This is a genomic window from Tropicimonas sp. IMCC34043, from assembly GCF_003390845.1.
In the GTDB taxonomy this organism is placed as follows: domain Bacteria; phylum Pseudomonadota; class Alphaproteobacteria; order Rhodobacterales; family Rhodobacteraceae; genus Tropicimonas.
This window is the reverse complement of record NZ_QMEK01000001.1, coordinates 1,764,211-1,791,020: the sequence shown is the minus strand read 5'-3', so window position 1 is coordinate 1,791,020 and position 26,810 is coordinate 1,764,211. Positions and strand designations below refer to the sequence as shown.

At 64.3% G+C, this 26,810-nt stretch carries 27 protein-coding genes and 1 tRNA gene; 15 read left to right on the top strand and 13 right to left on the bottom strand.

Annotated features, from left to right (window positions below):
- Positions 1 to 202: 202 nt before the first annotated feature.
- The gene (gene prpB, locus DQG17_RS08430; protein ID WP_116132250.1) at positions 203 to 1,114 is read right to left on the bottom strand and encodes a methylisocitrate lyase; all 912 of its coding nucleotides are present in this window, start codon (positions 1,112 to 1,114) and stop codon (positions 203 to 205) included.
- Between the two features lie 712 nt (positions 1,115 to 1,826).
- Here prpB and DQG17_RS08425 point away from each other — a divergent pair.
- Positions 1,827 to 1,900: transfer RNA gene (locus DQG17_RS08425), tRNA-Cys, on the top strand.
- A 292-nt stretch (positions 1,901 to 2,192) separates the two neighbouring features.
- Here the strand turns inward: DQG17_RS08425 and DQG17_RS08420 are convergent.
- Positions 2,193 to 2,411 (bottom strand): terminase gpA endonuclease subunit, encoded by a 219-nt coding sequence (locus DQG17_RS08420; protein ID WP_255415650.1) that lies wholly within the window; start codon positions 2,409 to 2,411, stop codon positions 2,193 to 2,195.
- Positions 2,412 to 2,948: 537 nt separating this feature from the next.
- Between DQG17_RS08420 and DQG17_RS08415 the strand changes: the two genes are divergently transcribed.
- The 3 genes from DQG17_RS08415 (at position 2,949) to DQG17_RS08405 (ending at position 6,316) form a co-directional block, all read left to right on the top strand.
- Positions 2,949 to 3,602, top strand: coding sequence for a protein-L-isoaspartate O-methyltransferase (locus DQG17_RS08415; RefSeq protein WP_116132249.1), 654 nt, complete (start codon positions 2,949 to 2,951; stop codon positions 3,600 to 3,602).
- A 110-nt stretch (positions 3,603 to 3,712) separates the two neighbouring features.
- Positions 3,713 to 5,071, top strand: a complete 1,359-nt coding sequence (locus DQG17_RS08410) for a TolC family outer membrane protein (RefSeq protein WP_116132653.1) — start codon at positions 3,713 to 3,715, stop codon at positions 5,069 to 5,071.
- Positions 5,072 to 5,182: 111 nt separating this feature from the next.
- On the top strand, positions 5,183 to 6,316 hold the full coding sequence (locus DQG17_RS08405) for a hypothetical protein (RefSeq protein WP_116132248.1): 1,134 nt from the start codon (positions 5,183 to 5,185) through the stop codon (positions 6,314 to 6,316).
- 453 nt (positions 6,317 to 6,769) lie between these two features.
- Here the strand turns inward: DQG17_RS08405 and DQG17_RS08400 are convergent, their stop codons facing one another.
- Complete coding sequence (locus DQG17_RS08400) at positions 6,770 to 7,090, bottom strand: DUF6280 family protein (protein WP_116132247.1); 321 nt, start codon at positions 7,088 to 7,090, stop codon at positions 6,770 to 6,772.
- A gap of 211 nt (positions 7,091 to 7,301) precedes the next feature.
- Between DQG17_RS08400 and efp the strand changes: the two genes are divergently transcribed.
- Positions 7,302 to 7,865, top strand: a complete 564-nt coding sequence (gene efp / locus DQG17_RS08395) for an elongation factor P (protein ID WP_116132246.1) — start codon at positions 7,302 to 7,304, stop codon at positions 7,863 to 7,865.
- Positions 7,866 to 7,909: 44 nt separating this feature from the next.
- On the opposite strand, the gene DQG17_RS08390 is transcribed toward efp, so the two are convergent.
- A complete protein-coding gene (locus DQG17_RS08390; RefSeq protein ID WP_116132245.1) occupies positions 7,910 to 8,713 on the bottom strand; it encodes a fructosamine kinase family protein in 804 nt (267 codons plus the stop codon).
- On the bottom strand, positions 8,701 to 9,456 hold the full coding sequence (locus DQG17_RS08385) for a folate-binding protein YgfZ (protein WP_116132244.1): 756 nt from the start codon (positions 9,454 to 9,456) through the stop codon (positions 8,701 to 8,703). The genes DQG17_RS08390 and DQG17_RS08385 overlap by 13 nt, the downstream gene beginning before the upstream one ends.
- Positions 9,457 to 9,528: 72 nt before the next feature.
- On the opposite strand from DQG17_RS08385, the gene DQG17_RS08380 reads away from it, so the two are divergent.
- Positions 9,529 to 10,236, top strand: a complete 708-nt coding sequence (locus tag DQG17_RS08380; protein WP_116132243.1) for a TIGR04283 family arsenosugar biosynthesis glycosyltransferase — start codon at positions 9,529 to 9,531, stop codon at positions 10,234 to 10,236.
- On the opposite strand, the gene DQG17_RS08375 is transcribed toward DQG17_RS08380, so the two are convergent.
- On the bottom strand, positions 10,220 to 10,966 hold the full coding sequence (locus DQG17_RS08375) for a tyrosine-protein phosphatase (protein ID WP_116132242.1): 747 nt from the start codon (positions 10,964 to 10,966) through the stop codon (positions 10,220 to 10,222). The genes DQG17_RS08380 and DQG17_RS08375 overlap by 17 nt on opposite strands.
- A 209-nt stretch (positions 10,967 to 11,175) precedes the next feature.
- Here DQG17_RS08375 and DQG17_RS08370 point away from each other — a divergent pair, with 209 nt between their 5' ends.
- The 5 genes from DQG17_RS08370 to DQG17_RS08350 all read left to right on the top strand — a co-directional run bounded on the left by DQG17_RS08370 (position 11,176) and on the right by DQG17_RS08350 (position 15,306).
- On the top strand, positions 11,176 to 12,372 hold the full coding sequence (locus DQG17_RS08370) for an alanine--glyoxylate aminotransferase family protein (RefSeq protein WP_116132241.1): 1,197 nt from the start codon (positions 11,176 to 11,178) through the stop codon (positions 12,370 to 12,372).
- 108 nt (positions 12,373 to 12,480) lie between these two features.
- Positions 12,481 to 13,260, top strand: a complete 780-nt coding sequence (locus DQG17_RS08365) for a carboxylesterase (RefSeq protein ID WP_116132240.1) — start codon at positions 12,481 to 12,483, stop codon at positions 13,258 to 13,260.
- Positions 13,257 to 14,222: a carboxylesterase gene (locus DQG17_RS08360; protein ID WP_116132239.1), complete on the top strand. Its 966-nt coding sequence runs from the start codon at positions 13,257 to 13,259 to the stop codon at positions 14,220 to 14,222. Before DQG17_RS08365 ends, DQG17_RS08360 begins: the two co-directional genes overlap by 4 nt.
- A 14-nt stretch (positions 14,223 to 14,236) precedes the next feature.
- The gene (locus DQG17_RS08355; protein WP_116132238.1) at positions 14,237 to 14,662 is read left to right on the top strand and encodes a VOC family protein; all 426 of its coding nucleotides are present in this window, start codon (positions 14,237 to 14,239) and stop codon (positions 14,660 to 14,662) included.
- Positions 14,659 to 15,306 carry a hypothetical protein gene (locus DQG17_RS08350; protein WP_198666053.1) on the top strand — a complete coding sequence of 216 codons (648 nt, stop codon included), beginning with the start codon at positions 14,659 to 14,661 and terminating at the stop codon, positions 15,304 to 15,306. Before DQG17_RS08355 ends, DQG17_RS08350 begins: the two co-directional genes overlap by 4 nt.
- Positions 15,307 to 15,321: 15 nt before the next feature.
- Here the strand turns inward: DQG17_RS08350 and phaZ are convergent, their stop codons facing one another.
- On the bottom strand, positions 15,322 to 16,605 hold the full coding sequence (gene phaZ, locus DQG17_RS08345) for a polyhydroxyalkanoate depolymerase (protein WP_116132237.1): 1,284 nt from the start codon (positions 16,603 to 16,605) through the stop codon (positions 15,322 to 15,324).
- 105 nt (positions 16,606 to 16,710) lie between these two features.
- Between phaZ and DQG17_RS08340 the strand changes: the two genes are divergently transcribed.
- The 4 genes from DQG17_RS08340 to DQG17_RS08325 all read left to right on the top strand — a co-directional run bounded on the left by DQG17_RS08340 (position 16,711) and on the right by DQG17_RS08325 (position 20,808).
- The gene (locus tag DQG17_RS08340; RefSeq protein ID WP_116132236.1) at positions 16,711 to 18,504 is read left to right on the top strand and encodes an alpha/beta hydrolase; all 1,794 of its coding nucleotides are present in this window, start codon (positions 16,711 to 16,713) and stop codon (positions 18,502 to 18,504) included.
- A 148-nt stretch (positions 18,505 to 18,652) separates the two neighbouring features.
- Complete coding sequence (locus DQG17_RS08335) at positions 18,653 to 19,102, top strand: phasin family protein (RefSeq protein WP_116132235.1); 450 nt, start codon at positions 18,653 to 18,655, stop codon at positions 19,100 to 19,102.
- A gap of 138 nt (positions 19,103 to 19,240) precedes the next feature.
- On the top strand, positions 19,241 to 19,795 hold the full coding sequence (gene phaR / locus DQG17_RS08330) for a polyhydroxyalkanoate synthesis repressor PhaR (RefSeq protein ID WP_232829363.1): 555 nt from the start codon (positions 19,241 to 19,243) through the stop codon (positions 19,793 to 19,795).
- A gap of 44 nt (positions 19,796 to 19,839) precedes the next feature.
- Positions 19,840 to 20,808: a LysR family transcriptional regulator gene (locus DQG17_RS08325; protein WP_116132234.1), complete on the top strand. Its 969-nt coding sequence runs from the start codon at positions 19,840 to 19,842 to the stop codon at positions 20,806 to 20,808.
- 51 nt (positions 20,809 to 20,859) lie between these two features.
- Here DQG17_RS08325 and DQG17_RS08320 read toward each other — a convergent pair whose 3' ends face one another.
- The 6 genes from DQG17_RS08320 to DQG17_RS08295 all read right to left on the bottom strand — a co-directional run bounded on the left by DQG17_RS08320 (position 20,860) and on the right by DQG17_RS08295 (position 26,783).
- On the bottom strand, positions 20,860 to 22,062 hold the full coding sequence (locus DQG17_RS08320; protein ID WP_116132233.1) for a DegT/DnrJ/EryC1/StrS aminotransferase family protein: 1,203 nt from the start codon (positions 22,060 to 22,062) through the stop codon (positions 20,860 to 20,862).
- A gap of 150 nt (positions 22,063 to 22,212) precedes the next feature.
- Entirely contained in the window at positions 22,213 to 22,890 is a 678-nt protein-coding gene (locus DQG17_RS08315) for a type 1 glutamine amidotransferase (protein WP_116132232.1), read from the bottom strand.
- Between the two features lie 22 nt (positions 22,891 to 22,912).
- Positions 22,913 to 24,247, bottom strand: a complete 1,335-nt coding sequence (locus DQG17_RS08310) for a glutamine synthetase family protein (RefSeq protein ID WP_116132231.1) — start codon at positions 24,245 to 24,247, stop codon at positions 22,913 to 22,915.
- Positions 24,248 to 24,300: 53 nt separating this feature from the next.
- Entirely contained in the window at positions 24,301 to 25,140 is an 840-nt protein-coding gene (locus tag DQG17_RS08305) for an ABC transporter permease (protein WP_116132230.1), read from the bottom strand.
- Complete coding sequence (locus DQG17_RS08300) at positions 25,137 to 26,015, bottom strand: ABC transporter permease (protein ID WP_116132229.1); 879 nt, start codon at positions 26,013 to 26,015, stop codon at positions 25,137 to 25,139. The genes DQG17_RS08305 and DQG17_RS08300 overlap by 4 nt, the downstream gene beginning before the upstream one ends.
- A gap of 45 nt (positions 26,016 to 26,060) precedes the next feature.
- The gene (locus DQG17_RS08295) at positions 26,061 to 26,783 is read right to left on the bottom strand and encodes a transporter substrate-binding domain-containing protein (protein WP_116132228.1); all 723 of its coding nucleotides are present in this window, start codon (positions 26,781 to 26,783) and stop codon (positions 26,061 to 26,063) included.
- Positions 26,784 to 26,810: the final 27 nt, after the last annotated feature.

The window sequence follows — 26,810 nt, the reverse complement described above, 5'->3', positions numbered from 1 at the left end:
GGCGAGGCCGATCGCCAGGCCTTGTCCCGATGGCGGCACCAGCCCGCCATTGCGACAAATCCGGAAAATTCCAGTGTCCGGCGGTCCAATGTTGGGGAGCCGTGCGTGGCCTCCTGTCCTGCCGGATTCGCACTGTGACCCCGTCACGCGGAGCGTTCTGAAACAACGGTTCCGGGCCATGATCTTGCGGCCAAAGGCAGTCCTATCCGCCGCTTTCTGTTGGCAAAACGGTGCTGACGATCTTGCTGTCGAGCGCTTCGAACCGGGCCAGTCCGATGGTCGCGTAGAGCTCCGCGCGGGTCTGCATGTCGGGTTGTGCGGCCAGGGTAGAGCCGTCCCTCCGCAGGATCTCGAAGAGCTTTTCCTGCGCCTTGTTGGCCATGCGCAGTGTCGAGACCGGCCAGATGACCATCTTGTAGCCCATTTCCTCGAACTCGGCGGCGGTGATGTCGGGGGTCCGGCCGAACTCGGTCATGTTCGCCAGCAGCGGCACGTCGATGGCCGCTGCGAAGGCGCGAAACGCTTCCCGCGTGCCGAGGGCTTCGGGGAAGATCGCATCTGCGCCCGCCTCTACATAAAGCCGCGCTCGCGCGACGGCCGCCTCGAGGCCTTCGGAAGCGAAAGCATCCGTGCGGGCGACGATTTGCAGGTGACGGCGGGCCATCCGGGCGGCGGCCACCTTGGCGGCCATATCCTGTGGCGAGACGAGGTGCTTGTCGTTCAGATGCCCGCATTTCTTGGGCAGCATCTGATCCTCGATCTGGACCGCCGCAGCGCCCGCTTCCTCGAAACACCGCACCATGTGCATTACGTTCAGTGCCTCGCCATAGCCGGTGTCGCCATCCACAAGGATCGGCAAACCGGAGGCGCGCCAGAGCTGACGAATGAAAAAGCAGACGTCTTCGATGGTCAGGATGCCAAGATCGGGCAGACCCATGCTGGCGCTCATCGCAGCACCAGAGAGATAGAGCGATTGCATCCCCGCATCTCTGGCCTGGATCGCGCATATGCCGTTATGGGCGCCCGGCATCCAGAGAATCCCGGGCCGGGCCCAGAGCGCGCGCAGTCTTTCGCCGGGAGGCGCCTGATCGCAATCTTCTCCGACAAGATACATGGTTTTCTCCATTCCGCGCTGATCCAAAGGACCATACCGCACCCGGAACGGGGTGTCGCAATGTCTTATATTCCGCCGGTGGCCGCGATGTCGTCGCAGTGTCCTGCACCGTGCGCCTCGGCTGCCATCCGCTTGAGGGCCGGACGCATTCCAATTACCTCGTGATCCTGCTTCGGCAAGTTTTCAAGTATGCCCGCCCGACGGGACGGATCGACCGCAATCCGGCCGAAGGTATGATTCCCAAGCCGCGGCCCCGCACCGCGGGCTGCGCAACCCGCCAATGGACGCTTGAGGAAGAGGAGGCGATGCGCGCCTGCGCTCCGCCTGTGCTTCCTGTCGCCCTGGGCTTCATGGCGAACAGGGGCTTTGACCAAGCAGAACGGCTCAACCATGAACGATCGCCATATGGCGTGCGTGATGGCCACCGAACGAAAGCTTCTCGGTCAGATGGCCTGCAACCTTCATGCGTTGCGTTGCCGGGGCGTGACGGAACTGGCATGAGCCGGTCGCGACGACGAAATCGCCGGCTTCAGCGGTGTCAGTTCCAAGGACATGATCCGTAAAGCTGTGCGCGAGGCTCGGCAGATCGTGCAAGCGAGACACGCGCGGCAGAAGCGCCGGGGTACAGAACAAGTACAGAACAGGAAACTGATGACCGCAGTGATAACCGCTTGACGGCATCCGCGGTCAACCATATGAAATCTCGGCAATTGGCGAGTTGGCGGAGTGGTTACGCAGCGGATTGCAAATCCGTGCACGCCGGTTCGATTCCGGCACTCGCCTCCAATAATTCCAGCCACTTGCGGCCCTTCGCTGTTCTTTTTTGCTAGGTTTTGAAACAGCCTTTGTAGCTTTCGGGTTCTGGGCTTGTTGGTCGTCAGAGATACCTGCAGTAGCCGGAAGAGCGCGGACAGAGCCTTTTAAAACAAGGCTTTGACGTGGGTCTGCTGGGATGGTTGGAAACGGTCGCGGTGTCTTTCAGTGGGCCGAAAAATTACCGACGCAGACAGGTCCTGATGCCTGCCACGGGTGCTCGCCATTGGTGCGGTGCCGTTCATAGACGTGGTGCGGCTCGATCTCAGCCGGTCTTTCGTGCCTCAGATCGCTCAGATATCGCCGATGTCCTTGCGATAGTCCGCCTTTGGCCGCGGGAGTAGCGCACCACGGCGCGTTCGGACGCGAGTTTTTCGTACCACATGGGCGGCAGATCGGCAGAGAACCGGATCGACCCGCCACGGGACAGGCGCGCCATGATCGCGCCCTTGGTATCGTCCACGCCAATCAGCCACAGGCGCACCGTGCGTCAGGCCGGTTTCCTGGCCAAGCTGCCGCCTCAACGAGGGCCGTTTGGGGCCGCTTGTTCGGGCATCGTGTTGAGGTTCTCCTCTCTGAGCGTTCCGGTGTCGGTTTCCGTATAAGCGGCTGATCTTTTGCGAGAAATTTTGGCATTTGCAATCCGTTGCGTAACCGCTCCGCCAGTTCGCCAAATTGCGCTGGCCCATTGATCGTCCCGCGCGGACAACGCAAGCTGTCAGAGCGCCCGATTTTGGACCCTGGGCCAAGCCGATCGGGCGGGGCGGCGAACAGCGTGGCCGCGTCGCGGTCCGGCCGGGTCGGGCGACGAAGCCCGGAGGTGCCATTCCGGCCGTGCCTTGCCGCGGTCCGGGCGCCAGGTCCGCCGTCTGCCTGAAGACCGGCGGGCTGCTGCGGGGCTGGCGTGTCGCGTCGCGCACACTGTATTCCACGTCGGGCAATGCCGCCGGGCGAGTGCTTGCCAGGGTCGGGCGATTGTGTAACACCCGGGGCGACGCCTCAGGTTCAGCAGGGTTATTCCATGAGCACCTTCGCTTCCCGCCGCACAATGATGGTCGACACTCAGGTCCGGCCTTCGGACGTGACCAAGTACCCGATCATCGACGCGCTGCTTTCGGTTCCGCGCGAACTTTATGTACCGGATGGGATGCGCGAGCTTGCCTATGTCGACGGGAATGTCCCGCTGGCGCCCTCGCGGGTCGTGCTTGCCCCGCGCACCCAGGCCAAGCTGCTCGATGCCCTGAATATCGAACAGACCGAGCTGGTGCTCGACGTCGGTGCGGGCCTCGGCTATTCGGCCGCGCTCATCGCCAGACTCGCCGAGGCGGTGGTCGCGCTCGAAGAAGACGCGGCCATGGCCGCCGAGGCCGAAGCGACGCTCGCGTCCGAGGCGGTGGACAATGCCGCGGTGATCACGGGCCCGCTGGTTGCGGGCGCGCCAAAGCACGGGCCCTATGACGTGATCGTCATCGAGGGCGGGGTAGAGCAGGTTCCCGACAGCCTTGTCGAGCAGCTGAAGGAAGGCGGACGCATGGGCGCGGTGTTCATGGAAGGCCATCTCGGCATCGGCCGGATCGGATACAAGATCGACGGACGCATGAACTGGCGCTTCGGGTTCAACGCAGATGCACCAGTTCTTCCTGGCTTTGCAGCGTCAAAAGCATTCGCCCTGTAATCGGAGACCTGCTGCTGGTACACTCCAACGAAAAGGCAGGCCTCGCGAAAGGAGCAGTTCGCGTGAAAAGTAATCTAAGGTGCATAAGGCGCCGATTTGTGGGTGTGGCGATGTCCGCGCTTATGATGGTGCCGGGCACGGTTTCGGCCGAGACGCTGACAGATGCGTTGATCGATGCCTATCGGAACTCGAACCTTCTGGAACAGAACCGGGCGTTGTTGCGGATTGCCGATGACAATGTGGCAATTTCGTTCTCGAACCTGTTGCCGACGCTGGACTTCGTCACGAACTGGAGCGGTACGCACCCGAATAACGGTACGCAAACCACGTTTGGCACCGTCTATGGCGACAACTGGGCCGCGGTCTATCAATTGCAGGCATCGATCTCGCTCTATACCGGCGGGCGCAACCGGCTTGGCGTCGAATCCAAGCGCGAGACAGTGCTCGCCACGCGCGATGCCCTGCGCTCGATCGAGCAGCAGGTGCTGCTGCAGGCGGTCAGCGCCTATATGGGAGTGCTGCGGAGGATTGCCTTCGTCGATCTGCGCGAGAACAACGTTCGCGTGCTGGGTCAGGAACGCCAGGCAACCCAGGACCGGTTCGACGTGGGCGAGGTGACCCGCACCGACGTCGCGCTGGCCGAAAGCCGCCTTGCCGCGGCCAACAGCGAACTTGAGGCCGCCAGGGGCGAGTACCAGATCGCGCGCGAGGCTTTCAAGGTCGCGGTCGGTCGCTATCCCGGCAAGCTCGACAATCCGCCGGCCATGCCCACGACGGCCGCATCTCTCGACGAAGCCACGCAGGTCGCCTTCCGTACCCACCCTGACATCCGTGAGGCACAGCGCCAGGTGACGGTGGCCGAGATCGGTATCAAGATTGCCCGCGGTGCCTATCTGCCGACGGTTTCGGCGTCGATTAGCTCGCAAACCGATTCCGATAAACAGGCCGAAAGCCACACCGCATCCATCAGGCTGTCGCAGCCGATCTATCAGGGTGGCAGTCTTGCAGCGCTGGAACGTCAGTCGATGTCACAGCGCGACTCGTCCCGTGCCAACTTGCATCAGGTGACGCTGAACGTTGAACAGGATGTCGGGAATGCCTGGGCCAACCTTGAAGTGTCGAAGGCGGTGATCCGGTCGGCAGAGCTTCAGATCAAGGCCGCCCAGATCGCCTTTGACGGCACCAGGGAAGAGGCGACACTGGGCGCGCGAACCACGCTCGATGTGCTGGATGCCGAGCAGGAGCTGCTCGATGCCCGGGCGTCGCGGATCGACGCGCTCGCCACGCAATACGTAGCGGTTTATACACTTCTGTCTGCCATGGGTCTGATGACCGTCGATCATCTGAAGCTGGGAATCCAGACCTATGACCCCGTGGGCTACTATGATGCCGTCAAGCATTCTCCGGCGCGGCTTTCTCCCCGCGGCCAGAAGCTTGAGCGCGTCCTTGAAAAGCTCGGCAAGCAATAGGGGGTGCGACACTCTGCCCTTCGTGCGTCTGCGGTCGGTGACAAACGCCAGGCCCGGACGTCTCGGACGCCGTGCATGGTCCGGGTCGGATGTGCGAAAGGCAGATTGGGAATGTTGACTACGGCGAGCAAGGTGGACTCCGGCGACGTGCTGGCCGCGATCCGGCGTCTGGTGGCAACGGATCGGCGCATGCCGGGCGGGCGCGAGGTGCGCGCCGCGCCGCCCGAGGACGCAATCGCGGCGCTTTCTGATGACGAGACCTTGTGGCAGGCTGATGCCGCCGACGAGGTCCGAGCCGTCCGGGATGAGGCCGCGCGCGAGGCGCCCGAGGCGGATCCTCTGAACCCGTTGAAGACCGCAGCCGAGGCGGGCGCCGCCGCAGAGGCAGTCGCCCCCGCGCCAGTGGCCGGCGCGACCGAGGCGACGACAGGACCCGAAACTGCCGGGGCGGAGGCGCCCGGGCCGACAGTGGAGGACGATGTGACCGAAACAGACCCCGAGAGCCAGAACAACCCTCCACCGTTCCTGCGCAGCTTTTCGCGTCGTGGCGACGGGGCGGACCTTTTGGTCCTGAAAGAGGATGTGCGCGTGGCCTCGCCCGAGGGCGAGGTGCCGGAAACCTCACCGGACAGCGCCCGGGACCACATAGAACGCGACGCGATGGAACAGGGCGAGCCGCGCGTCGAGGATGCGGAGGGCGCGTCGCTGCGCCGCCCGCGCCACCAGGGTGGTAACGCCCCACGCGCCGGGTTCGTCTTTGGCGCTGTGGCGGCGGAGAATACCGCGGCGGCCGGCACCGGGAGCCGCGGCGAAGCGGAGCCAAAGGCGCCTGCTTCGGCGCCGGTCGACGACAGAACCGTTCCCGGACAACATTCCTTGCCCGGATCTGACGAGGTGCTGGTCCTCGGTGCTGGTGGTGCGTCGGCCGATGCGATCCTGTCCGGAACCCAGAATCGGCTGTCACCCGCCGGCGTTCAGGGGCAGGCGGTCGTCGAACCCGCAACGCGGCCCGATGCTCCGCAGCTCCCGCCCGGCCTCGACGATGCGCAACTGCGTGCCCTGATCGTGGCAGCGCTCGATGCGGAACTGAAGGGCCCCCTGGGCGAGAAGATTACCCGCGAGATCCGCAGACTTGTGCGGCGCGAGATCGGACTCGCGCTTGCCGCGCAACGGCTGGATCGCTTCGAACGGACGGGCGGAGGGTCGGACGAGCCGTTCGCCACAGGCACGGAACCGGTAAAATAGCGATCCTGTGACGGCGACGCTGCGCTGAGTGGTTGAACCACGTCGACGGGGCGCCCAGGACATGCGGCAGGTATCTCGGCGCCGATCTGTCATGTTCCACAACGTTCGCGTCGGGCGCGCGGGGTGCCGTCACCCGGCACAGGTGGGGCTGAGTTTTCACTCTAAAGTTGATCCGCGGGCCGAGCGCTCAGGTCTCTGCGCCCGTCAGCCCGGCGTTGCGGCAGGGTGGGGCAAGTCTGGCAGACCGCCGATGGCGAGTTGGCTGGGTGGCAGACACCACAGGCATGGTCCTCAAGTTATGCGTTTTTTAACCGCACATCTGAGCCGATTGCATGGCAGAGCCGGGTTTTGGCCCTCTGCGATGCCGCAATGCGGCGACAATTTGCGCACGCAAAAAGCCAAGGCGCACCCGTTGTGGGTGCGCCTTGTGGCCCGTGCATCAGACGGTTGCGATCAGGCGGCTTCGGCCTGTTCGGCTGCGTGGCGGCGCTCGCTTTCCTCGCGCGACAATGCGACCGACGTACGCACGCCGGATTCCACAAATTTCATAAGACCCGACACAACGCGTTCGTTGGGGTCGATCCCGGCACAACTGAGCACTTCGCGCCCGTCACGAGACCGGGCCCAACGGGCGATTTGTTCGGGGCCGTTGCCATACTTCTTGTCGTCGGCAATAGCATCGTCAAGCGCGGCCAACACCACAGCGGCAAAGAGCTTGCGTGCTCTTTGACCCTGTTCATAGTTGAAAGCCGTGCCGTCAACGAAATCAGTCATCTCGTCGTCCTTATTCTTGCTCTTGTCTTTTCGGCGTGCGGCCGAATATGACGGTTTTGTCGCGATTCGGTATTTCCATTTTGGAATGTCTCCCATGCAGTGGGCGCATGGCTTTAGCGCTAACGTCCTAACCGCCATCGACTTGTAAGCTTGCAGTGCCGAATATATAGAGACGTGAAAATTGCGTTCAACCTTCGCGTGGTGCTCTTTCATGGCCAAGATCAACGGAAACGAAATCCGACCCGGCAATGTGCTGGAACACAATGGCGGCCTCTGGGGGGCGGTCAAGGTCGACCATGTGAAGCCCGGCAAGGGCGGCGCGTTCGCCCAGGTCGAGTTGCGCAATCTGCGCAACGGAACGAAACTGAATGAACGCTTCCGCAGTGCCGACAAGGTCGAGCGTGTGCGTCTGGAGCAGAAAGACCAGCAATTCCTCTATGAATCCGACGGAATGCTGGTGTTCATGGACAACGACACCTTCGAGCAGATCGAACTTCCGGCCGAGATCCTTGGCGATCGCCGGCCCTTCCTGCAGGACGGTATGACCATCCAGGTCGAGTATTACGAGCAGGAAGCGCTGAACGCGACCCTGCCGCAGAAGGTGACCTGCAAGGTGGTCGAGACCGAGCCGGTGGTGCGCGGACAGACCGCAGCCAACTCGTTCAAGCCGGCGATCCTCGACAACGGGGTCAAGGTGATGGTTCCGCCGTTCGTCGGTCAGGACGAGGACATCGTCGTCAATACCGAGACCATGGAATATTACGAACGCGCCTGACAGCGGGCTGGCGCTGAAGGCGGCGAGTGGCAACCATGTGTCACTCACGCCCCCGCAGCGACAAGACACCGCTCGACCAGACCGCGATAGCCCGCGCCGAACAGGCTGAAGTGAACCAGCGCCGGCCAGAGCTGATAGATCGGACGCCGCGCGTTGGCGCCCGGCGCCAGCGGCCCATAGGCGTCGGCGAAGGCGGGCGACGGGTTGCCGAAAAGCTCCAGCATGGCGAGGTCGACCTCGGGGTCGCCGAAATAGCAGGCCGGGTCGATCAGAAAGGCCGTGTCGCCGGAAAACAGCGCATTCCCGGTCCAGAGATCGCCGTGCAGCAGTGCCGGCTGCGGCGCGTGCGGCAGTAGCTCGGGAAGCCTTGCGGCCAGCGCCTCGACCCGTCGGGCGAGGTCGGCGGGCAGCCTGTCGCCGAATACCAGCAGCCGCCGCTTGGCCCAGAACCCGGGCCAGTCCGGCGTCGGGGTATTGATGACGGGAACGCTGCCAAAGCCATAATCCTCGGCCCAGCCATAGCTCGCCCCGGTCGTGGCATGAAGCTGGCGCAAACCGCGGCCGAGCGCCGCCCAGCCCGCACTTGTGGGAGCCATCTCGTCGAGCGCTTCGAGCAACAGGATGTCGCCATGCAGGCCCAGCACGGCCGGCGCCGGGGCGCCGGCATCGCGGATCGTCTGCAGCATCCGGGCCTCGCGCGCCACGAAAGGGCCAGTCTTGGCCACCGCGCGCTGTCCGCTGGCAAGCGTGATCAGAACCACGTCGGACAGATCGCCGCCGTTCATCGGGGCGCAGCGAACCGCCGCCTCGCCCAGAACCGCCCTGGCGGCCGCGTTCAGCCGGCCCATGTCACCGTGGCGTCACCCGCTGTCATTTCGGCCCGCGCCCGGTCGAACCGCAGCCACGCCAGTGCCCGGTCGCCGGCCCGCGTGGTAATCCGCCCCGCAGCGCGGCCCTCGGCCAGAATCTCGGTCCCGGCCTCGGCGGGACCGGTGACGCCGACCAGCGCCAGCCCCTTGCGAAGCTCGGTCTTGTGCTTCATCCGGGCGGTCACCTCCTGCCCGACATAGCACCCCTTGTGGAAATCGACGCCATGCACGCGGTCGAACCCGGCCTCGAGGATATAGGTATCGCCCGGGATCAGCTCGGATCCCGCCTCGGGGACACCGGCCGCGACCCTGATCGCGTCCCAGTCGGTTATTTCCGGACCGCCCGGCTCCGCCGCATAAAGCCGCCAGCCAAGCGAGGGGTCGCGCGGGTCGGGCAGGGCGCCTTCGGGTGCGGGGCCCAGTCCGCGCACAACATGCAGCGCGGTCGGCTCGATTTTCACCGCGGCGCGCAGCCGGTACATGGTCAGCCGCTTGATCAGGTCGTCGGCCAGTTCCTCGGCCACGTCGAGCAGCACCCGCTCGCCGTCCTGCCGCAGGAAGAAATCGGCGAGGTATTTGCCCTGAGGACTGAGCAACGCGGCATAGACAAGGCCGCTGTCGAGCCGCGACACGTCGTTCGAGACCAACCCCTGCAAAAAGGTCAGGCGCTCCGCCCCCTCGATCGCCAGCACCCGCCGCCCCGATACCGCTTCGCCTGCCATTTTCCGTCCCCTTTCGCTAAGTAGAGTAATATAGGTATCTTCACCCCAGACCGACAGCCCCCGAGCCCGCCCATGCCAAGCCCGATCTCTGTGGTAGTCCCGACGCTCGATGCGGCCGCGGCGTTGGAACGGCTGTTGCCGGACCTCGTCGAGGGGCTGGAGCAGGGGCTGATCCGCGAGCTGGTGATCAGCGATGGCGGTTCGAGGGACGCGACGGAACGGATTGCCGAGGCGGCGGGAGCTGTCTGGGTCACGGGGCCGGCGGGCCGTGGCGGTCAGTTGCGGCGCGGGGTGGCGGCAGCTCGCGGCGACTGGCTGCTGGTGCTGCATGCCGACACCGGCCTGCCCGCGGGCTGGAGCGTGCCGGTACGCGCCGCTCTGGGGCAGCCAGAGCTTGCCCATGCCTTTCGGCTTTCGTTCCGCGCGCGGGGCCTTGCGCCGGTCTGGGTTGCGGGCTGGGCCAACCTGCGCAGCCGGCTGGTCGCTCTGCCCTATGGCGATCAGGGATTGCTGATCGCGCGGCCGCTGTATGACGAGGTCGGCGGCTATCCCGAGATCCCGCTGATGGAGGACGTGGCGCTGGTGCGCGCCTTGCGGGGGCGAGTGCGCATGTTGCCGGCGCGGGTCAGCACCGGGGCCGAACGCTATCAGCGCGAGGGCTGGTTGAGGCGCGGCGGGCGGAACCTCTGGACCCTGGTCCGCTTTCTGGCCGGGGCCGATCCCGAGGCGCTGGCGCGCAGCTATCGGGCCGGTTCCCCGGGCCTCAGTCGTCGTCGTTGACGGTAAGCTCGGGCGTCGCTGCCCGCCGGCGCAACAGCGGGCAGCGTCGCGCGGATTGTTTCGCGGCAAAGCTGCGGTTCGCTTCCTTGTGGTCATATTCGGTGCGAAACCACTCTTCCATCGTGATGGGGCTTTCGGCGTTCCGTGCCTCGTACATGTCGATGATGTGGTCGACGATGCCGGTCGCGGTCCAGTCGAGGTGGATGTATTTCAGCGCCAGATGCTTGCGCGCCTCGGCGACCGGCACGCCCTCGATGATCGCCTTGTAGAGCACCGAGGCAAAGCCCGCCCGGTCGGCGCCCGACTTGCAGTGCATGACAAAGGGCTTCTCGATCGTCCGCATGATGTCGATCAGGGCGATGATCTCGTTGCGTCGCGCGGCCTTGCGGGCATAGATCTTGGCGACATAGAGCTTGAGGCCGAGCGCATCGCAGGCCTCCTTCTCGAACAGCCAGGGCGAGTAGCCGTCCTCGCCGCGCAGGTTCAGCACCGCCACGATGCCGCGTTTCTTGTAGCGCGCAAGCCGCCGCGGGTCGGGGTGGTTCGACCGATAGACGCCCTCGGCCACCTTGTCGAAATTGGTCCAGGGCACCCGCAGAAAGGCATGATCGAACAACTGGAAGTGCCACCAGGCCTGACGTCGCTGCGTCGGAGTCGAGATGTCGTCGCCAAAAGACGTCCGCATCCGGCGTTCGATCCTTTCGAACCAGGTCTGTAGGCGTTCGAACATCGATCCTGCCGTGGTGGGGGGGCTTGCGTATCGCCCGGACGTCGCGGGGGTCTACCGCAGAACCGGGCGGCAGGGCAAGCGGCGCGCGTGGCAGGCGGCGCGCCCGGATGGACGGCTATGCGGCAGGAAATGACCTCGCGGCGGGTCGGATTGACGCTGTCTGGCAACGGGCCTAGCACGATCAGGCCTGTCTTGAAGGAATCCACCAGATGAGTCTTTCCCGCGGTAGCCACTACCTCGCGATCCCCGGTCCCTCGGTCATGCCGGACGAGGTTCTGCGCGCCATGCATCGGCCGGCGCCCAATATCTATGAAGGCGAGTTGCACGAGATCGTCGATACGATCCTGCCCGACCTGAAGCTGGTGGCGGGAACCAGTGGCGAGGTCGCGATCTATATCTGCAACGGTCATGGCGCCTGGGAGGCGGCCCTTTCCAACGTGTTCAGCCGCGGCGACCGGGCATTGTCGCTGGCCACGGGTATCTTCGCGCATGGCTGGGCCGATATGGCCGAGGTCATGGGGGTCGCGGTCAAGCGGCTGGATTTCGGCAGGCGGGCGCCGGTCGATATGGCCCGGGTCGAGGCGGCGCTGGCCGGCGACCCTGACCACCGGATCCGCGCGGTGATGGTGGCGCACGTCGACACCGCAAGTTCGGTCAGAAACGACATCGCCGGGCTGCGCGCGTTGCTCGACAGGCTGGGACATCCGGCGCTGCTGATGGTCGACTGTGTGGCGAGCCTTGGCGCCGACGAGTTCCGCATGGATGCCTGGGGGGCCGACCTGGTGATCGCGGCCAGCCAGAAGGGGTTGATGACCCCGCCGGGACTGGGGTTCGTGTTTTTCAACGACCGGGCCGATGCCGCGCGCGACCGGGCCGATCTGGTCACGCGCTACTGGGACTGGCGGCCGCGGATCGAGGCGCCGGAATTCTATCACTATTTCTGCGGCACCGCGCCGACCCACCACCTTTATGGTCTTCGAACGGCGCTCGATCTGATCCTCGACGAGGGGCTCGGCGCGGTCTGGGCGCGCCACGCCGCGCTGTCCCGCGCAATCTGGGCCGCGGTCGATACCTGGGGCGCGGGCGGGCCGCTCGAGCTCAACATTGCCGATCCGGGTTGCCGCAGCCACGCGGTTACGGCGATCCTGGCCGGCGGGCAGAACGGTGCGCTGCTGCGCCGATGGGCGACCGAGCATACCGGCGTGACCTTCGGCCTCGGGCTGGGGATGGCAACGCCCGAGGATCCGAAATCGGAACGATCCTTTCGAATTGGCCACATGGGCCATGTCAACGCCCAGATGATCATGGGGGCATTGGGATCCATCGACATCGCGCTCAAGGCGCTTGGCATCCCGCATGGGGCGGGCGCGCTTGAACAGGCGGCCGGGGTGCTGGCAGGATCCTGAGCTTCCGTCCCGGCGCTGTTCCAAGACAATGCGGCACGTGCGCGGCTTGCGGTATCGTTCCCTTCGGCTAGTCTGTCGGCAGGCAGGAAACCGGGGAGACCGCAACCAATGGGCGAGCCAAATTACATGCGGACCGATGACTCAAGGCGCATCGCCTGGCGTCGGCGCGACGGCGCTGGTCCTATGGTTGTGTTCCTTGGCGGGCTGCGGTCGGACATGATGGGCACCAAGGCCGAACATCTCGACGCCTGGGCGCAGGCGCGGGGGCAGGGCTTCCTGCGGTTTGACTATTCCGGCCATGGCGAGAGCGAGGGCCAGTTCGAGGATGGCTGCATCGGCGACTGGGCCGAGGATGCCGCCGCGGCGCTGACAGAACTGACCGAGGGGCCGCTGCTGCTTGTCGGTTCGTCCATGGGCGGCTGGATCTCGTTGCTGATGGCACGCGCGATGCCACAGCGGATTGCGGGGCTGGTCACCATTGCCGCCGCGCCCGATTTTACCGAAGACATGATGTGGTCGGGGTTCACCGATGCCCAGCGAGCCGAGATGGCGGCAAGCGGGCAGGTGGCGGTGCCGTCCGACTATGGCGAGCCGCTGGTCATCACTCAAAGGCTGATCGAGGACGGGCGCAACCAGCTGGTGCTGCGCGACCCCCTTGCGCTGCCGTTCCCGACCCGGATGTTCCAGGGTACGGCGGATGCCGAGGTCGACATGTCGGTCGCGCTGCGGATCCTCGATCATGCCGAGGGGCCGGACATCCGGCTGACGCTGGTCAAGGGGGCAGACCACCGCTTTTCCTCGCCCGAGGCGCTGGCGATGATCGTCGCGTCAATCGAAGAGATCCTGACTGGACTCGCCGCCGGATCGGGATCGGGGGGCGCCGCATGAAGTTGCTCGGCACGCTGGTTCTGATCCTGATCCTTGCGGTCGCCGCGGCCCTGTTCTTCGGCCCGCGCGAGCCTGTGGATCGCAGCGCGACGGTCGATCCGGCAAGCCTGCCCGCGGATCTCGACGCCTGGCTTGCCGAACGCGAGGCGGCGGTGCCAAACCTGAGACCGGGGGCCGAAAAGCGCATCGTCTGGGCCGGCGAGCCGGGCGTCGCCACGCCGCTGTCGGTGGTCTATCTGCACGGCTTTTCCGCCACTTCGGAGGAGATCCGCCCGGTCCCTGACGAGGTTGCGGCCGGGCTGGGGGCCAATCTGTTCTTCACCCGTCTGGCCGGACACGGGCGCGATGGCCCGGCGATGGCGGAACCGGTCGCAGGCGACTGGATCGCCGATCTGGCCGAGGCTATGGCGATTGGCCGCCGGATCGGCGGGCGCGTCCTGCTGATCGGCACATCGAGCGGCGGCACGCTTGCCACGCTTGCCGCAACCGATCCCGTGCTGTCGCAGGGGATGGCGGGGGTGGTGCTGATCTCGCCCAACTACCGGATCAACAGTCCTGCCGCCTTCCTGCTGGGCCTGCCCTGGGTCCGGCAATGGGGGCCGCTGGTTGCCCCGGAACGGGGGTTCGAGCCACGCAGTGCAGGACATGCCGCCTGGTGGACGACCAATTATCCGACCATTGCGGCCGTTCCGCTGCAGGCATTGGTGCAGGAAACCATGAAGGCTGATTTCGCAGCAACAAGGGTTCCGGCGTTGTTTCTTTATTCGGTCAAAGATCAGGTGGTTGTTTCCGCCGCGGCCGACACGGTCTATGCCGAATGGGGAGGGTCGAAGGCGCGTGACTTGCGAGTCATGGGGCCGGGTGACGATCCCGGATCCCATGTTATTGCGGGGGACATCATGAGCCCCGGCCAGACCGAGCAGACAGTGCAGATTATTCTGGACTGGGCTGAAGGTATTTGAACAGGAGAGTAAGTATGGAGCAGCGGGTCAGCCTGATCACCTTGGGGGTCGAGGATCCGGCACGGGCGGAAGAGTTCTATTCCGCACTCGGGTGGCAGCGCGCGGTCAGCGAGGATGGCGTCGTCGTCTTCAACCTCATCGGGCAGGCGCTTGCGCTTTACTCGCGGACATTGCTGGCACGGGACATCGGCCTGACCGATAGCCCGGGCGGGTTCACCGGGCTGACGCTTTCCTACAACGTCCGCGAACGCGACGAGGTGGACGAACTGCTCGCGCGGGTCCAGGCGGCCGGCGGGCGGGTGTTGCGGCCCGCTGCGGACATCTTCTGGGGGGGGCATGTGGGATATTTCGCCGATCCCGACGGGCATGTCTGGGAAGTCGCCTGGAACCCGTTCTCGCCGCTCGGACCGGACGGTGCCTTTCAGTGGGAAGATGTGTGAGGCGGCCGCAAAGCTTTGTCGCGCTTGAAGACCTTGGCCGGGTGCGGCTGTCGCGGCATTTCACGATGCGCGACTTCCTGCATTCCGAGATCGGCAATTTCCACGGGCGTCCCAACATCCCCGACGACCCGTCGCTTGCCATCGCGGCTGGCAGGCATCTGGCCGAGGATCTGCTCGAACCGCTGGTCGAGACCTTCGGGCCAATCGACGTCCGATCAGGCTATCGCTCGTCGGCGCTCAACCATTTCGGGGCGACGGCGGTGCGGCCGCAGAAATGCGCCGCCAATGAACGAAGTTTTGCGAACCACATCTGGGACCGGCGCGACGGGGCAGGGCGGCTGGGGGCCTGCGCCTCGATCGTGATCCCCTGGTTCGCGCCGCAATACGCGGCCGGACGCGACTGGCGCGACCTTGCGTGGTGGCTTTTCGACCACCTCCCGATGCACGCGGCCCAGTTCTTTCCGCGCAACGCCGCCTTCAACCTGACCTGGCGCGAGGACCCCGAGGGCCGGATCGACAGCTATATCCCGCCAAAGGGCACGCTGCACCGGCACGGGCAGCCGCCCGAACCCGGACGTGCCCGCCGCTATGCCGATTTCCCGCAGTTTCGCGGCATCGCCTATCCGCCGATGCCAGAGGCCTGACGCCGCCCCGGAGGGTCAGCGCGAATGCAGCGTCTGCACGTTGGCAAACTGCATCCGGCGCCGTTCGTGGGTCATGTTGGCGTCGATGAACTCCAGCACCAATGGCCGGATATTGTTGCGCCAGGACTTGCCCGCAAAGATGCCATAATGGCCGGCGCCGGGTTCGAGATGACTGGCCTTGCGTGACGGATCGAGCCCGGTCAGCAGTTTCAGCGCCGCAACGCATTGCCCCGGTGCCGAAATATCGTCCTTCGAGCCCTCGACCGTCATCACGCCAACGTCGGTGATCGCCTCGATGTTCACGGCGCGTCCGTTCACGGTAAAGACGTCGCGCGCGATCTCGCGGTTCTTGAAGATCCGCTCTACCGTCGACAGGTAGAACTCGGCCGGCATGTCCATCACGGCCAGGTATTCATCATAGAACCGGTTGTGGCGGTCATAGTCCTGTGCCTTGCCCTGGGCGACGCGCACGATCTGGTCCATGAACGCGGTTGCGTGGGTCTCGGCGTTCATTGCCATGAACGAGGCAAGCTGTTGCAGCCCGGGATAGACCATGCGTCCCGCCCCCGCGAACTTGAACCCCACCCGCTGAAGCACGTGATGTTCGAGCTGGCCCATGGTGACGCGGCGGCCGAAATCGGTAACCTCGGTCGGGCTGGCATCGGGGTCGATCGGCCCGCCGATCAGGATCAGCGAGTTGGGCTGGGCGGCCGGGTCTGATTCGGCCAGATAGGCGGTGGCGGCAAGCGTCAGCGGCGCGGGCTGACAGACTGCGATTACATGGGTGTCGGGGCCGAGGTGTCTTATGAACTCGGCCAGATAGAGCGTATAGTCCTCGATGTCGAACTTGCCGGCCGACACCGGGATGTCGCGGGCGTTCTTCCAGTCGGTGATGTAGATCTCGCAATCGGGCAGCAGGCTGTAGACCGTCGAGCGCAGCAGCGTGGCGTAATGGCCCGACATCGGCGCCACGACCAGCACCTTGCGCGGCATCTGCGGACGTCCCTGAACCTCGAAATGCACAAGGTTTCCGAACGGCTTTTCGATCGTGGTGACGATGTCGACCAGATGGTCGCGCCCGTCGACACCGACCACCGACTGGATGTTCCAGTCGGGCTTCACAACCATTCTGGCATAGCTGCGTTCGGTGACCTCGCCCCAGGCTGCGGTCAACTGCAACAGCGGGTTGACCGCCAGTCCGAAAGCTGGATAGGAACAGGCTGCCTTCATCGTGGACCCGAGCCATTCGTTGGTGATACGAAGGCTTTCCATCATGTCGTATGTGGCCATGTGCTTCATTATGTGCGCGCTCCTACGCAACGGTACACGGAACAATTGGTCGCTTTGTCCATGCATACCTGCAAATATAAATACCGGGGCGAAACGTAGGGGGGAACGTCGCACATGACAACCGATCACGCGACCGGTGATGTCGCCCAGGACCAACTCACAAAAAATCTTGCCAAGATCGAGGCTTTGTCGCAGCGGCTTGTGACGGCCCTGGCGCAACATCGGCAGATCGACCCGTCGCTGCAGGCGCCCGGCAACGACCTGTTCATGCGGGCGGCCTCGGCCTACATGAACGAGATGGTCCGGAACCCCTCGAAGATCCTCGAACATCAGATCAGCTACTGGGGCAAGACGCTGAAGCACTATGTCGATGCCCAGCACGCCCTGGTCGGCGGCCAATTGAAGGCGCCCGAGGATCCGACACCGGTCGACCGTCGCTTTGCCGGCGATCTCTGGCGGACACACCCCTATTTCAACTTCATCAAGCAGCAGTACCTGTTTACCAGCGAGGCCATCGCCCGGGCGGTCGAGGACATCGAGAACATCGACCCGAAGGACAAGCGGCGGCTCGAATATTTCTCGCGCCAGCTCGTGGACATGTTCAGCCCGGCGAACTTCCTGTCGACCAACCCCGAGGCGCTGTCGAAGGCCGTCGAGACCGAGGGGCAGTCGCTGGTCGACGGGCTCGAGAACCTCGTTCGCGACCTCGAGACGAACAATGGCGATCTGGTGGTGACGCTGGCCGACAAGAACGCCTTTTCAATCGGCGAGAACCTGGCGACGACGCCTGGCGAGGTGGTGTTCCGCAACCGGTTGTTCGAGCTGATCCAGTACACGCCGACGACCGAGACGGTGTGCCGGACGCCGTTGCTGATCTTCCCGCCCTGGATCAACAAGTTCTACATTCTCGACCTGAAGCCGCAGAATTCGCTGATCAAGTGGATCGTCGATCAGGGCTATACCGTCTTCGTGGTGTCCTGGGTCAACCCCGATCCGAGCTATGCCGATACAAGCATGGAGACCTACATCGACGAGGGGTTCCTGACGGCGATCGAACAGGTCAAACAGATCACCCGCGAGCCCAAGGTCAACGCCATCGGCTATTGCATTGCCGGCACGACGCTCGCCCTCGCGCTCGCATTGATGAACCGGCGCGGCGACAGGTCTGTCCGGTCGGCCACCTTCTTCACCACGCTCACCGATTTCTCGGATCTGGGCGAGATGGGGGTGTTTCTGGACGACGATTTCCTCGAGGCGATCGAAGAGGAGGTGACACGCGCCGGTATCCTCGATTCGTTCTTCATGTCGCGCACCTTCTCGTTCCTGCGCAGCAACGACCTGATCTATGCGCCGGCAATTCGCAACTACATGATGGGCGAGGCGCCGCCGGCGTTCGATCTGCTCTACTGGAACGGCGACGGCACCAACCTGCCGGCGACAATGACGATCGAGTATTTGCGGGGGCTCTGCCAGCAGGACAAATTCGCCACCAGCGGCTTCAAGTTGTTCGGCGAGACGCTGACGCTCAAGGACGTCGATGTGCCGCTTTGCGCCATCGCCTGCGAGACCGACCATATCGCGGCCTGGAAGGCGAGCTACAACGGTGTCCGCCAGATGGGCTCGCGGCAGAAATCCTTTGTCCTCTCGGAATCGGGCCACATCGCCGGCATCGTCAACCCGCCGTCGAAAAAGAAGTACGGCCACTACACCAACGACGATATGACATTGTCGCCCGAGGCCTGGCAGGCTGGCGCCGAATTCCATCAGGGATCGTGGTGGCCGCACTGGGAAGCCTGGCTGCGGCGGCGGTCCGGGGCCCAGGTTCCGGCCCGCACCCCCGGAGACGACGCCCATCCGCCGCTCTGTCCGGCCCCCGGCCGCTATGTGCGTCCGGGCTCGAGCCTGTGACGGGTCTTCTCGGCCAATAATTGCCGAAAATAATGCTGCACTGCAGCATTAGCGGGTTGTCATTCTGCAATGCAGCATCTATATCTTGGCTGCAGACGATGAATGGGTTGATTGCATGGCATTTCGACCCCTAGCAGGAGACGATGACATGACGAAGACCGATGAGATCACCAAAATGATGCAAGACATGATGGGCTCCTTCCCGATGGATTCCGGTGCAATGCAGGACGCTTTCAAGAACACCGCCGCCCTTGGCGAGAAGATGTCGAAAGTGGCTCTGGAAGCTGCCGAGAAATCCGCCGAGATTTCCTCGAAGTGGACCAAGGACACCCTCTCCAAGCTCGGTGAAGTCACCAAGCTGAAAGAGGATCCGACCGAATACTCGAAGGCCCTCACCGAATACGCCTCTTCGCAGGCCGAGATGATCGCCGAAGTCATGGCGTCGTTCTCGGAAGTGGCCAAGAAGGTTCAGATGGAAACCGTCGAGCTGATGCTGGCAGCTGGCAAGGACTTCTCGGAAGACGCGACTGCCGCCGTCAAGAAGGCGACCGAGGAAGTCACCGCTGCCGCCAAGAAGGCAACCACCGCCGCCAACTGAGGCGCGGACCACGTAACCATTGCTTCGGTTTCCTGTCCTCTCCGGACGGAACGAGTTCGGGCGGGCTGTAAAGCCCGCCCTTTCCTTTTGCGTCAGCGTCGTCTAGGCTTTGCTGCACCGCAACAGGGAGGGTACGGGGTGGTTGAAGACAAGCCGCTTCTGATTAAACGTTACGCCAGCCGTCGGCTCTATAACACCGAGACCAGCGATTACGTTACGTTGGAGGATATTGCAGGGTTCATCCGGGGCGGACGTGAGGTTCAGATCGTCGATCTCAAATCCGGCGACAACCTGACCCGACAGTACCTGTTGCAGATCATCGCCGAGCACGAGAGCAAGGGCGAAAGCGTCCTGCCCATCGACGTCTTGACCGATCTCGTGCGCAGTTACTCCACGCAGACTGGCAGCATCGTTCCCCAGTTCCTGGCCATGTCCTTCGAGATGCTGCGCGACGGGCAGCAGAAGATGATGGAGAACATGGGCAAGATCAACCCGATGGCCAAGATGCCCGGGTTCGAGGCGATCCAGACCCAGCAGGCGGCGTTCCTCAAGACGATGACAGGCGGGATTGGTCAATGGCCGGCGCGGCGGGACGATGCCTCTGTGGCGCGTTCGGATCCCGGCGAGGATCTGGTCGAGATCAAGCGACAGCTTGCCGACCTGCAATCCAAGCTCGCCAAACTCGGGGAGTAACCCGCTCGATCGCGGGACGACAGAACCCGCCCGAGAGGTGACGCATGACCGACAATGCCGGGCGGGTGACCCTGTGGGGGATCGAGGTTTTCCTGGCTGCGGCCGAGGAGGGCTCGGTCTCGGCTGCGGCGCGCCGGCTTGGCGCCAGTCCCTCGGCGGTCAGCCAGCAACTCAGCAATCTTGAAACGGCGCTTGGCGTGGTTCTGATCGACCGCAGCCGCCGGCCCGCGCAACTGACGCCGTCCGGCGCGATGTTCCGCCTGCGGGCGCAACGGATCTGGAACGAGGCGATGCAGGCCCGCACCGAGCTGGCCGTGCGCGACCTTGCCAATCTGACCGATCTGCGTCTGGGGATGATCGAGGATTTCGATTCCGATGTGACCCCGCGGCTGATCTCGGACATGGGGGGGGAGTTGCAGCAATGCCGCTTCCTGCTCGAGACCGGGGCGAGCCACCGCCTGCATGACCAGCTCGAGACCCGCGCGCTCGACGTCATTGTGGCGGCCGATCCCGGCACCGAGGCGATGGCCTGGGCCGAGGTTCATCCGCTGCTCGAGGAGCCCTTCATCGTCGCCGTTCCCAAGGGGGCGATCCCGCCGGGCGACGAGGCGATGCCGCACCTTCGCCGGATGCCGCTGATCCATTATACCGAACGGCAACTGATGGGCCGCCAGATCTCGGCCCACCTCGCACAGCAGCGGCTGCGACTCAGTCATCGCTTCGAGATCGACAGCTATCACGCGATCATGGCGATGGTGGCCTCGGGCGCCGGCTGGACCATCCTGACCCCGCTCGGGTATCTCCATGCCCGCCGGTTCCGCGATGATGCCGACGTGCTGCCGCTGCCCTTCGCGCCGCTGTCGCGGCGGATCTCGCTGACCGCGCGGGCGGGCGTGCTGCAGGACATGCCGGGCCGGCTGGCCGACCGGCTGAAACCGCTGCTGCAAGAGATGATCGTGACCGAGGCGCGGGCGCGCATGCCCTGGCTTGGCGATACGCTGCGGGTACTTTAGGCGCCACGGCTGAATGCGCGCGGAGCCCGGGCGGCGCTGCCCTCCATCGCGTCAGGTGCCGTAGGCGACCTCGGGGTCCATCACCCGTTCGGCGGCATCGACAAGGGCCGCGGCAATTGTGTCAAGCTCGGGCTGCGTCAGCCGGGCCGGCAACCTGGCGTCGCAGGCACGCATCAGCATGGCGCGGGTCATCGGCAGCTCGGGCGGGCCACCCTCGATGAACTGCCAGTTCCAGAACGCGCGCGCATTGTCCGCGCTCATCCCGAACACCTGAACCTTGACCCCGGCGGCCTCGGAGGCTGCGGCAAAGCCCGCGACCTCGGCGTCGCTCATGCCAATCAGGTTGAACTGGATCGAATCCGGCGCCCGCGCCTCGGGCGGCAGCGGTGGCGGAACCTCAAGCCAGAGGCAGGCGTTCAGCCGCGCTGCCACATAGTCGTGGTTGGCACGCCCGTCCCGCACCCGGCGCGCCACTTCGCCCAGCTGCGGCCGGATCACTGCCGCCGACAGGTTGCCCATCCGCATGTTGTACAGCGGCAGGCGGTTCTGCCAGCGCGCGAAGGCCTCGGTCAGCCCGTCGTGCTTTTTCCAGTTGTGCTCGTAGGCGCCCGACATGATGACGGCCCGCGCGATCAGATCGGCATCGTCGGTCACGAGAATCCCGCCCTCGCCGGCATTGATCAGCTTGTAGGACTGGAACGAGAAACAGCCGATCCGGCCGATCGTACCAATGTTGCGCCCAGCCCAGGTGGTGCCGAGCGAATGCGCGGCATCCTCGATGACCGGAATGCCGTGCGCTTCGGCCAGCGCCATGATCCTGTCCATGTCAGAGGTGTGGCCGCGCATGTGGCTGATGACGATTGCGCCGATCCCGTCGGTCAGCTTCGCCTCGAAATCGGCCAGATCGATGCGATAGTCGCGACCGCATTCGACCAGCACGGGGCGGAGGTCGGCGTGGATGACCGCAGACGGCACGGCCGCGAAGGTGAAGGCGGGCAGAAGAACCCCCGCGCCGCGCGGCAGGTCGAGCGCCTTCAGCGACAGGAACAGTGCCGACGAACACGACGAGACCGCCAGCGCATATTTCACGCCCATGAATGCGGCGAACTCGCGTTCCAGCAAGGCGACCGGCGCATCCTGCGGCGCGGTATAGCGAAACAGGTCGCCCGTACTCAGCAGCCGGTGGATTTCGTCCCTTGCCGCATCCGGGATCGCTTCGGCGTCATAGACATTTGGAGCGAGCTTTTGGGTCACGCGGGGGCCCTCCGACGAAAACTGCTTGGTACTTTCGGGATTTCTGTAGGCGAGTTTCCGGATTCGTAAAAGGCAAACTTGGACTTGCGGCAGAAAATGCCGCGGCGTGCGGGCAGGGCGCGCCGCGATATGGGCAGCGAACGACCCCGGTCAGCCGCGCTCGCGGGCCAGAAAATCGCCGATCCGCTGCGCGAAGCGGTCGTTGTCGGTCGGCTTTTCGAGCGCATCGGCGGCGTGCCGGGTCAGTTGGCCGGGAAGGGCGTCGCCGCGCACGCGGATCAGCCCCCCGATCACGCCGGCGTCGAACTCCGGGTGCGGCTGCAGGGTCAGGATGCTGTCGCCGATCGCAAGGGCCGCGTGCTCGCAGAATTCCGAGCTTCCGATGGTTTCGGCCCCCGGCGGCGGGACGACGACCTGATCCTGATGCCAGGCGTTCAGCGCCACATGCGCGCCATCGATTGTGAAATCGGTGCGGCCGACCGACCAGCCACCGGGGAATTTCACGACCTTGCCGCCAAGCGCCTGGGCGATGATCTGGTGGCCAAAGCAGATCCCGACCAGCGGCCGGCCGCTGTCGCGGATGGCACGGACCAGATCCTCGAGCGGCGGGATCCAGGGGTGATCTTCGTAGACGCCGTGGCGCGAGCCGGTGATGATCCAGCCGTCCGCCGCCTCGGGGCCGGGGGGGAATTCGCCATCGACCACATTCCAGGTCTGGAAGGCGAAGTCGCGCCCGGACAGCAGGCGCTGGAACATGTCGGCGTATTCGCCGAATTCGGATTGAAGTTCAGCGGCGACGTGGCCCGTCTGGAGAATGCCGATCAGCATGGGAGTGTGCTCTCGTGTGGTGTCAGACCGTGTCGATATATAGGTTGGTCTGATCTTCCTTGGAGGTTTCCGCCATATACATCAGCTCCTGCCGCTTCGTCATCACATAGTTGCGGATGAGTTCGGGGGCGAAGATCCGCGCCGTCTCGGGGCAGGCCTCGAAGGTGTCGATGGCGCTTTTCCAATCCGTCGGGATCGTGGGAAGATCGAGCATATAGGCGTTGCCGGTGATGGGGTCGGGGGGCATCTGGCCATCCTCGATGCCGTTCAGGGCCGCGCCCAGAACCGCCGCAATGGTCAGATAGGGGTTCACGTCGCCGCCCGACAACCTATGTTCGATCCGGCGCGCCTTGTGATTGCCGCTTGGGATACGGACCGCCGTGGTGCGGTTTTCATAGGCCCAGCAGATGCCGGTCGGCGCGTGGGCGCCGGGCACCATCCGGTCATAGCTGTTGGCGTGGGGCGCGAATACCAGCGTGCAGCCCGACATCGCATTCATGCAGCCGGCAATGGCGTGGAGCAACAGGTTGCTGCCCTGTTCGCCGCCATCGTCGAAGATGTTGCTGCCGTTCTTGTCGAGCACCGAGAAGTGCATATGCAGCCCCGAGCCCGCGTAATCCTCGTAGGGTTTGGCCATGAAGCTCGCCGCGAACCCGTGCCGGCGGGCAAGTCCCTTGACCAGCATCTTGAACAACCAGGCATCGTCGGCGGCGCGCAGTGCGTCTTCCTGGTGCATCAGGTTGATCTCGAACTGGCCGATCCCCGCCTCGGAGATCGCCGTGTCGGCGGGAATGTCCATGGCCTCGCAGGCGTCGTAAAGCTCGGTGAAGAACTTGTCGAACACATCGAGCGCCCGAAGCGACAGGATCTCGCCCATCGTGCGGCGCTTGCCGGTGTTTGGCGAGGCCGGTACCCGCAATTGTCGGCCGCTGTCGTCGATCAGGAAGAACTCCAGTTCGACCGCGACCACGGGGGTCAACCCGCGGTCGGCATAGCGTGCGACCACGTTGGCAAGGGCATGACGGGGATCCCCGCCATAGGGGCGGCCATCCTCGTGAAACATCCAGATCGGCAACAACCCGGTGGGCGTATCAAGCCACGGCATCGGCAGAAAGCCGCGTTCCGTGGCCTGCAGCACGCCATCGCGGTCGCCGCTGGCCAGAACCAGCGGGCTGTTGTCGATGTCCTCCCCCCAGATGTCGAGGTTGAGGACCGACATAGGAAAGCGGGTTCCATCCTCGATCAGCTTGTCGGCAAAACGCACCGGAACCCGTTTGCCGCGGGGCTGCCCATTCAGATCGGCCGCAGCGACCCGTATCGCACGGACGTGCGGGTTCTTGCGCAGCCAGGTCTTCATCAGCAATTGATCGCGTGACACAGTCGTCTCCTGAATTTGATCAAAAATATCTACTACCGTATCAGGTTGAGGCGCAACCTGATTTTCTGCCGGCTCGCCTGCGGCAGGTGCCGATTGAGACGACGGTTGATCAATCCGAACACGGTGATGATCGTCAGGCTCATCAAGACGAAGTATCCCGCGACGATGGGGTAGGGGACGAAGGGGTTGAACGTCTTGTCGGCGAAGTACTTGGCGTAGTAGAGCGCGTCGCCCATCTGCCGCCAGGCCGGAAAGCCCGAGAAAAACACCAGCGTCGTGGCGTGAAACAGGAAGATCGCCTCGTTGGTATAGCCGGGCCACGCGAGCCGCAGCATGGTCGGCCAGACAATGCGGCGGAACCTGTGCCAGCCGGTCAGCCCATAGGCATCCGCGGCCTCAAGATCGCCTTTCGGCACATTGCGCAGCGCGCCATAGAAGATTTCGCCCGCATAGGCCGAGGTGTTGAGGAACAGGACGATTGTCGCGCCCAGCCAGGCGCGGGTCAGCCAGCGCGTTGTGGCGGTGAAGTCGATTCCGAACAGATTGAAATCGATCCCCGCCTTGGGCAGCAGCACAAACGCCTCGTAGGCCAGGAAGAACTGGATGAACAAAGGCGAGCCGCGGAACACGAAGATGAACCATTCGGCGGGCTTGCGGATGATCCAGAGGCGCGAGTTCTTGGCAACCGCCAGCGCGGTCGCAAGGAAGAACCCGGCGAAGAGCGCGAGGGCCGCGAAATAGATGTTCCAGATCAGCCCCGATCCGATCAGCACCACCTGTTCGCAGACCGTGATGTCGGCCTTTGGCAGCAACCGCTCGCCAATGCCGAGCGAGCGCAGCGCATAGGTCTGGAACGTTTCGAGGCAGGTCATGCAGCGCGCCTCTGTTCTTCGCCCGCCATGGTGGCCTGCCCGCGCGACAGACGTCGGGTCATGCGCTCCAGCACGATCTCGGAGACGCGTGTGAAACACAGGTAGAAGACCAGCAGGAACAGGAAATAATAGATCCGCCAGTCGGGGTGCGGATAGGCATAGATCGTGGTCTTCGAGCCGCCAAGCTCGCGCGCCCAGTATACGATATCCTCGATCCCGAGCAGGAACAGCAGCGGCGTCGCCTTGATCAGGATCATCCACAGATTGCCAAGCCCGGGCAGGGCATAGACCCACATCTGCGGCACCAGGATCCGCCAGAAGGTTTGCCTGTCGCTCAGGCCATAGGCATGGGCGGTCTCAAGCTGTGCCTTGGGCACCGCGCGCATCGCACCGTAAAGGACGTTGGAGGCAAAGGCGCCGAACACGATCGAGAAGGTGACGACCGCCAGCGCGAAGTTATAGGCCTCATGCCAGAACTGCGGCGAGTTCGATTGCGGCATCTTGGCCGCGGGACATACCAGGAAATCGCTGCCCTGCCGGATCGGTGCGGTCCAGTCCGGGCACAGCGCCTGATGGCGCAGCCATTCGATCCCCTGATCGAGGGCAATCACGAAAAACAGGAAGAAGACGATGTCGGGAACGCCGCGCACAATCGAGGTATAGAGTTTGCCGAACAGCATCAGCGGCAGGAAGGATGACCGCGACGCCACCGCCCCACCGAACCCGAACAACAGCGCCATCGGTGCCGTCACCGCCAGCAGCAAAAGCACCGTGCCGAACGAGGCATAGAACATCATGTGCTTGCCTGATGTCAGGTAGCACGAGAGCCATGCGGCGCCGTCGAGAGTGGAGGGATCTGTGCAATAGGAGAACATGAGAGGTGCGGGCGCGGCGGCCTGACCGCCGCCCCCAGGACCGTCTTACCAGCGCGGCGAGTCTTCGCCGAGCCATTTGATGATCAGCGTGTTCATCGTGCCGTCATCCTTCATCGACTGGATCGCCGTATCGAACTTGGCCATCAGCTCGGGGTCGGATTGGCGGAACGCCATGCCGATGCCGCCGCCGAGCGGGATGTCGTCGCCGACGAAGACCAGATCGCCCTCGTCGACGACAGGAACCAGAAAGTCCTTGTCGGCCATCACCGCGTCGGCCTCGCCGTTGCGCACCGCGGCCACGGTCTCGTCAGGGGTCGGGAATTCCAGCAGCGTGGCGCCGGTATCGACGACGTGGCTGGCCTGGATCGTGCCGGTCTGGGCCGCGATCACGCCGCCCATGATATCGGCATCCTCGCTGAGCGCCGCATAGGCCGAGGCCGACGGCGGGGTATAGGCTTGGGTAAAGGCCACGACTTCCTTGCGCTCGGGCGTGATCGACATGCCGGCGATGATGGCGTCGTAGTTCCCAGAGGTCAGGTTCGGGATGATCGAATCCCACTCGTTGGTGACCCATTCGCAGGTCAGCCCGGTGCGCGTGCAAAGCTCGTCGCCCAGTTCGCGTTCAAAGCCGTCGACCTCGCCCGCATCGTTGACGAAGTTGTACGGAGGATAAGCGCCCTCGGTGCACAAGCGCACGACATCCTGGGCCATGGCAAAGCTGGCCGACAAGGCCAGCGCGGCAGCGGAAAGGACTAAGATCTTCTTCATTGTCGTCTCCCGGTTGGAATTTGGGGC

Coding starts and splice junctions, on each gene's coding strand:
- prpB (WP_116132250.1), bottom strand. CDS start 1,114: ATGTATCTTGTCGGAGAAGATTGCGATCAGGCGCCTCCCGGCGAAAGA.
- DQG17_RS08415 (WP_116132249.1), top strand. CDS start 2,949: ATGAGCACCTTCGCTTCCCGCCGCACAATGATGGTCGACACTCAGGTC.
- DQG17_RS08410 (WP_116132653.1), top strand. CDS start 3,713: ATGTCCGCGCTTATGATGGTGCCGGGCACGGTTTCGGCCGAGACGCTG.
- DQG17_RS08405 (WP_116132248.1), top strand. CDS start 5,183: ATGTTGACTACGGCGAGCAAGGTGGACTCCGGCGACGTGCTGGCCGCG.
- DQG17_RS08400 (WP_116132247.1), bottom strand. CDS start 7,090: ATGACTGATTTCGTTGACGGCACGGCTTTCAACTATGAACAGGGTCAA.
- efp (WP_116132246.1), top strand. CDS start 7,302: ATGGCCAAGATCAACGGAAACGAAATCCGACCCGGCAATGTGCTGGAA.
- DQG17_RS08390 (WP_116132245.1), bottom strand. CDS start 8,713: ATGGGCCGGCTGAACGCGGCCGCCAGGGCGGTTCTGGGCGAGGCGGCG.
- DQG17_RS08385 (WP_116132244.1), bottom strand. CDS start 9,456: ATGGCAGGCGAAGCGGTATCGGGGCGGCGGGTGCTGGCGATCGAGGGG.
- DQG17_RS08380 (WP_116132243.1), top strand. CDS start 9,529: ATGCCAAGCCCGATCTCTGTGGTAGTCCCGACGCTCGATGCGGCCGCG.
- DQG17_RS08375 (WP_116132242.1), bottom strand. CDS start 10,966: ATGTTCGAACGCCTACAGACCTGGTTCGAAAGGATCGAACGCCGGATG.
- DQG17_RS08370 (WP_116132241.1), top strand. CDS start 11,176: ATGAGTCTTTCCCGCGGTAGCCACTACCTCGCGATCCCCGGTCCCTCG.
- DQG17_RS08365 (WP_116132240.1), top strand. CDS start 12,481: ATGGGCGAGCCAAATTACATGCGGACCGATGACTCAAGGCGCATCGCC.
- DQG17_RS08360 (WP_116132239.1), top strand. CDS start 13,257: ATGAAGTTGCTCGGCACGCTGGTTCTGATCCTGATCCTTGCGGTCGCC.
- DQG17_RS08355 (WP_116132238.1), top strand. CDS start 14,237: ATGGAGCAGCGGGTCAGCCTGATCACCTTGGGGGTCGAGGATCCGGCA.
- phaZ (WP_116132237.1), bottom strand. CDS start 16,605: ATGAAGCACATGGCCACATACGACATGATGGAAAGCCTTCGTATCACC.
- DQG17_RS08340 (WP_116132236.1), top strand. CDS start 16,711: ATGACAACCGATCACGCGACCGGTGATGTCGCCCAGGACCAACTCACA.
- DQG17_RS08335 (WP_116132235.1), top strand. CDS start 18,653: ATGACGAAGACCGATGAGATCACCAAAATGATGCAAGACATGATGGGC.
- DQG17_RS08325 (WP_116132234.1), top strand. CDS start 19,840: ATGACCGACAATGCCGGGCGGGTGACCCTGTGGGGGATCGAGGTTTTC.
- DQG17_RS08315 (WP_116132232.1), bottom strand. CDS start 22,890: ATGCTGATCGGCATTCTCCAGACGGGCCACGTCGCCGCTGAACTTCAA.
- DQG17_RS08310 (WP_116132231.1), bottom strand. CDS start 24,247: ATGAAGACCTGGCTGCGCAAGAACCCGCACGTCCGTGCGATACGGGTC.
- DQG17_RS08305 (WP_116132230.1), bottom strand. CDS start 25,140: ATGACCTGCCTCGAAACGTTCCAGACCTATGCGCTGCGCTCGCTCGGC.
- DQG17_RS08300 (WP_116132229.1), bottom strand. CDS start 26,015: ATGTTCTCCTATTGCACAGATCCCTCCACTCTCGACGGCGCCGCATGG.
- DQG17_RS08295 (WP_116132228.1), bottom strand. CDS start 26,783: ATGAAGAAGATCTTAGTCCTTTCCGCTGCCGCGCTGGCCTTGTCGGCC.